Annotated in this window: 6 protein-coding genes and 1 pseudogene; 1 reads left to right on the forward strand and 6 read right to left on the reverse strand. The window is 64.1% G+C overall.

Features of this window, described 5'->3' with window-relative positions; genetic code table 11:
• The 4 genes and pseudogenes from AC1DX0_RS30675 to hemF form a co-directional block, all read right to left on the reverse strand.
• A pseudogene (locus tag AC1DX0_RS30675) lies at window positions 1–446 on the reverse strand (peptidase S8 and S53 subtilisin kexin sedolisin); the annotation flags it as partial.
• Between the two features lie 83 nt (window positions 447–529).
• Window positions 530–1,108, reverse strand: a complete 579-nt coding sequence (locus AC1DX0_RS30680) for a hypothetical protein (protein WP_477224127.1) — start codon at window positions 1,106–1,108, stop codon at window positions 530–532.
• A gap of 336 nt (window positions 1,109–1,444) precedes the next feature.
• Complete coding sequence (locus tag AC1DX0_RS30685) at window positions 1,445–1,630, reverse strand: DUF1059 domain-containing protein (RefSeq protein WP_027030667.1); 186 nt, start codon at window positions 1,628–1,630, stop codon at window positions 1,445–1,447.
• 206 nt (window positions 1,631–1,836) lie between these two features.
• The gene (gene hemF / locus AC1DX0_RS30690; protein ID WP_477358188.1) at window positions 1,837–2,751 is read right to left on the reverse strand and encodes an oxygen-dependent coproporphyrinogen oxidase; all 915 of its coding nucleotides are present in this window, start codon (window positions 2,749–2,751) and stop codon (window positions 1,837–1,839) included.
• A 164-nt stretch (window positions 2,752–2,915) separates the two neighbouring features.
• Here hemF and AC1DX0_RS30695 point away from each other — a divergent pair, with 164 nt between their 5' ends.
• Window positions 2,916–3,173: a hypothetical protein gene (locus AC1DX0_RS30695; protein ID WP_477224125.1), complete on the forward strand. Its 258-nt coding sequence runs from the start codon at window positions 2,916–2,918 to the stop codon at window positions 3,171–3,173.
• Window positions 3,174–3,232: 59 nt separating this feature from the next.
• On the opposite strand, the gene AC1DX0_RS30700 is transcribed toward AC1DX0_RS30695, so the two are convergent.
• Window positions 3,233–3,763, reverse strand: coding sequence for a hypothetical protein (locus AC1DX0_RS30700; protein ID WP_477224138.1), 531 nt, complete (start codon window positions 3,761–3,763; stop codon window positions 3,233–3,235).
• A 32-nt stretch (window positions 3,764–3,795) separates the two neighbouring features.
• The coding region (locus AC1DX0_RS30705; RefSeq protein ID WP_477358191.1) for a YadA family autotransporter adhesin at window positions 3,796–5,248 on the reverse strand (1,453 nt) is incomplete at its 5' end.

Below are 5,248 nucleotides of genomic sequence, written 5' to 3' on the forward strand. Positions count from 1 at the left end.
CAGCCATAGCTCAGATTGAGCACGTTCAAACCCGGCGCCAGCGCGACTGACGAACTCGTGGTGAAATCTTTCGACCTGATGGTCGCCAAGGGCGCGATCATGCCGGCTTCTTCGCGCGTCCATTCACCGTGGCGCTGGGTTTGTGTCCCGACACCGAAATTGCCGGAGAAGCGCGATGTGCTGGAGAAATCGTCGACGATCGTTATCGTGACGCCCTTGCCCTTGTATCCCGCAGCCCAAGCGGCGCCGACGTCGGGGCTCATCCAACCCTGTGCCGCCTGCGTCGCCGGCGCGGCCGGGATCGTCGCGCTCACGCATATGGACCCGCCACCGTGGCAAAGCGCGGCCATTTCATCGACGTCAAGGGCGTCCTGCGCCAACGCGAATGGCGCCGAAAGGATGACAAGGGCGGCAGCGAGGCCGAACTTCATGCAAGTACCCGACATGTTCCTACTCCAGTCAGACAAGAACCAGGATGAACGATCGCTTTCGGAGCGAGATGAATTCCGCATTCGCAGCCTCGCGGCGATCAGAAAGTAACACGGTAGTTCAGCCAGAGATGCTGGCTTTCCGGTTTAGCATTAACCAGATATTTCAAGGTTTCCTCAGGCGCCATCTCGCTGGCCGCGAGCCGGCAATTGACGCTGTAGCTGCCCAGATCGCCATAGTCGGCTTCGCAGGACTTTTCGCTGAGCTTGCCGCCGATGGTCGTGGTGAGCGACAGGGACAGAGTGCTGTTCGGGTTCGGATGTATCTGGGTGAGGAACCCAAGCTTGAGGCTGGGCTCGATCCGATACTTCTCGCCCTCTTCTCCGGTCCCGAAACCCCAAAGGATGCCGGTATCCTCGGTGATCTGTGTCAGCAGGTCCACATGCATGTCGACCCAGCTTGCGCGGTACCACTGGTTGAACGAGACAAAGGTTCCGTTCTGCAGTTCGTAACCGCCATTGCCCAGGCTTCTCGCGCGGTCACTGAGCAGCGAACCCTGGTGGATGTCGACCAACGATGTCGTCATTTCTTGCGCAAAAGCCGGGTACGTCCCAACCAGCCCCCACACCAGGAGCGCCGCCGTGCGGAAACCCACTCGATTGCCGGACTTTTCGCGCATGCGCGAAACACCTCGCCCCACCGTTCCGGATCAGTGCCTGGTGGCGCCGGGCTTCAGCCCGCTGTAACCGGATTATCCAGACAGACAGTCGCACGGCCCGGTTACCGCTGGGTTTATTTAGCTGAGGCAAATGTAACTTTGAGCGCGCAGGGTCTGGGGCGCCCGCATCGAAGCGAATTCATGCGCCGCGATCGACATTTTCGCCTCTATGCGCAGTCTCCCGATGCCCGGGAGCTACTCTTGGGCGATGTTTGCACAAGGTCGCCGGCGACGGCGTCGAACGCCAATCGCCGGCATTATGGCCCAATGTTCTTGACATGCTGATCCGAGCGAAACCTAGGCCGCGTCGCGGACCTTCTCGATGCGCGAGCGGATCGCCTCGATCATCGTCTCGCGGATAACAGTCTCGCCATGTGTCTCGCGCATATGCTCGACGGCACGGCGCATCACTTCGGCTTCTTCATCGGCACGGGTGTGCCACTCACAGCCGGGCACTAGCGACCCGCAGTGAAATTCCTTCATGAGATGTCTCCTTTTCCTCCGGGGAGCCGGTCGAGGCTCCGCCACCTTTTTTTGGCTCACGGTGCATTCCAGGTTGAATTCCCTGATGTGAGCGGGGCGAAGACTATAACACGGGAGGAGCGGTGTGGTTGCATCAAAGCATCGTGCACCGCCGGCTCTGTCTCCTTGATCTGACGCAATTCCGGACGGAACTGCTCTGGCTGATGTTACGGCCAGCGCACCTCAGGCGGCAGGCTGGAGAGGATCGCGGCGACATTGCCGCCGGTCTTCAGGCCGAAAATGGTGCCGCGGTCATGAAGCAGGTTGAATTCGACGTAACGGCCACGGCGGATGAGCTGTTCGTCGCGGTCGCCGTCGGTCCAGTTCTCGTTGAAGTTGGCGCGCACGAGATGGCCGTAGACGACGAGGAAGGAGCGTCCGACATCCTGGACGAAGTTGAAGTCGGCGTTCCAGCCGCCTTTGTCGTCGCCCGAATGCAGCCAGTCGAAGAAGATGCCGCCGGTGCCACGCGGCTCGTTGCGGTGGGCTAAGAAGAAGTACTCGTCGCACCAGGCCTTGAATTTCGGGTAGTCGGCGACATCAGCATTCTTCTCGCAAGCGAACTGCATGGCGCGATGGAAAGCGACGGTATCCGGATCATCCCGGGTGCGGCGGCGGTCGAGCACCGGCGTCAGATCGGCGCCACCGCCGAACCATTGCCTTGAAGTGACGACCATGCGCGTGTTCATGTGCACGGCCGGAACGTTGGGGTTCCAGGGGTGCGCGATCAGCGAAATGCCTGAGGCCCAGAAGCGCGGGTCTTCCTCGGCGCCGGGCATCTGCTTCCTGAATTCGGGCGAGAACTCGCCATAGACGGTCGAGGTGTGGACGCCGACCTTYTCGAAGACACGGCCATGCATCATCGMCATGGTGCCGCCRCCGCCCTTGCCCTGGTCACGCTCCCAGGGCGTCTTTTCGAAATGGCCCGGCGACCAGGAGGCCAACGGACCGCCAAGATCCTGCTCGATCTGTTCGAAGGCGCCGCAGATGCGTTCGCGCAAGGCTTCGAACCACAGGCGCGCCTTCATCTTCTTCTCTTCGATGTCGGCGGGCAGGCCAGCTTGTATTTCAGGTCGTTCCAAAGCGCCGTCTCCGGTTGCGGGGCGGTGAGTCGACAAAAGACTCGTCTTTTCCGGGCGCGATCCCTAATCTCTTAAGAGACAGGGTCAAGTCACTTTGGTTTTGCGCATGATCCTTTCCGAAATCCGGTTTCGGGGTCATGCGCTGCGGTGCAAGGAGTTGTTTCGTGCGCACGCCGGCAAGACCGCCGCTGGATGGCCTGAAGAAAAGGCTCGACCAAAGCCGTGCCGAAAGCGCGCGCATGCCGCGCGACGGTTTCCTGCGCGAGACCTTCGTCCTGCCGCGCTCCGATGCCCGCCTCAAAGCCAAGGAATGGTTCGAGCGCTTTCCCAAGCAGGCCTATTGGACCGAGATCGAAAGCTGGTTCGAACGGCCGGGGGATTTGATCGAGTTCACGATCAGGCGGTTGCCGGCGGCGGACTAGGATAGGTCAGGCCCTTTCTTCGGTCGGAGCTGTTTCCCGCTTCCCCCGCGCTTGTACCGTCACGGCTGCTTGGGCGCGACCGGGGGAGGTTGTCGTCGTTTCGTCACCCGCGCTGTTTTCCTGGCCTCGGCGACCTGCGGGCCAGCGGGCTGCGGGGCGGCCGCAACCTGCCCGATCGAAACGGAGATGCCGAAGAGCCGCCATTGGCCGTTCACCGACGCAAAGGCGAGCTCGAAATTGACCGGTGCGGGGATGGAGGGAAAGAAGCCCGCCATGCGCATCAGGCCGTCGGCCTCGATCTGCGGTAGCACGGAGAGCTGCGGGTCGATCGCAGCGACCCCCGACAAATCGAGGTTTTCGCTGCGTTGCTTGGCGAAGATATCGCCCAGCCGCGCCGCCGTATTGACCTGGAAGCCGGGGGCGCCGAGGTCGCGCAGAACCGTGTAGTTGCCGGTCTTGTTGGCCTGGTCGAGGGCGAGCAGCGCCGACCGGATCAGGATCAGCACGCCGTTGCGGTCGATCTGCGCCGGCTTTGGCGGCTGCGTCTCGGCGCGCCCGCCGCTACAGCCGACGACAAGCACCAACGCCAGTGTCGCCAGCCGCAGCGTGAAAGGTCTGGCGCTCACCACGCGAATGTTACGCCCGCGCGGGTGCCGATGCCGCCTTGCTGAAATCCGCCGCCGAGACCGAAATTCACCACGGCATAGTCGGTGAGGCGCATCTGCGCGGCGACGCCGATGGCGTTCTGGCCGCGGAAATTGCCCCAATTGGTGGAAATCGCGAATCGCTTGTCCGAGGGCAGGGCGCTGGCGCCCATGGCAATGGCGACCGCGGTGCCTTCGAAGGCCTGTTTCATCTGCGTCTGCAAATTGCCGACGCTGGACTCGAGCGCGGAGATGTCCTGCGGACCGAAAGCCGTGGTGGCGAGATTTCCCGCTGAATCGGTGGTGACGAAGGTGGCCGGCCCGGATTGCGCGGCGAGGCTCGCCGCCGAGCCGATGCCGGACATCCGGTAGGTGTTCGAGGCCGTGCCCAACGACATCTGGTTAGCGGCCGTGGTCGTCGCGCCGACGCCGATGGCGGTCGAGTTGGCATAGGCCGCGCTAGCGCCGGTGCCAAGTGCGGTGGCACCGTCCGCGGCGGCCTGGCTGCCTTGGCCGATGGCCGTGGTGTTGTCACCATCGGCATGGCTGTTTTGGCCGAAGGCGCTCGCGGTGGTGCCATTCGCCACACTGAGTTCGCCTACCGCCGTGGCCGCATTACCGGTCGCGGTGCTGCCAGCACCCATCGCGCTCGCGAAGTCGCCGCTCGCAGTGGCCTTCTCGCCCGTCGCGGTCGCGGCGGCGCCGTTCGCGACGCTGTGGGCGCCCGTTGCAGTTGCGGCGTCGCCGCTTGCGTTGCTGGCCTGGCCGGTTGCGGTCGCCGACGCGCCATCGGCCGTGCTGCTGTCGCCGGTCGCGGTCGCTGCGGCACCCGTAGCATTGGCGAAAGCGCCCGTCGTGGTGGCATTGTCTCCATTGGCGGTGCTGCCGGTTCCCGTCGCGGTCGCTTCAACGCCGGTTGCGGTACTGCCGGAGCCCAGCGCGGTGGCATCGGTGCCATTGGCCGTGCTGTMGACTCCCATCGCGGTCGCCTGAGTACCGATCGCGTTGCTGKCCTCCCCGGTCGCTGTCGCGGCGGTGCCGTTCGCGACGCTGTGGGCGCCSGTTGCGGTCGCGTCGTCGCCGGTTGCGTTGCTGGCCTGCCCTGTCGCGGTCGCGGCGGCGCCGTTCGCGACACTGTGGGCGCCGGTTGCAGTCGCGTCGTCGCCGGTTGCGTTGCTGGCCTGCCCTGTCGCGGTCGCCGACGCGCCATTGGCCGTGCTGCTGTCGCCGGTCGCGGTCGCTGCGGCACCCGTTGCATTGGCGAAAGCGCCCGTCGTGGTGGCATTGTTTCCATTGGCAGTGCTGCCGGTTCCCGTCGCGGTCGCTTCAACGCCGGTTGCGGCACTGCCGGAGCCCAGCGCAGTGGCATCGGTGCCATTGGCCGTGCTGTAGACTCCCATCGCGGTCGCCTGAGTACCGATCGCGTTGCTG

The organism is Mesorhizobium sp. P3_A9 (assembly GCF_056402975.1).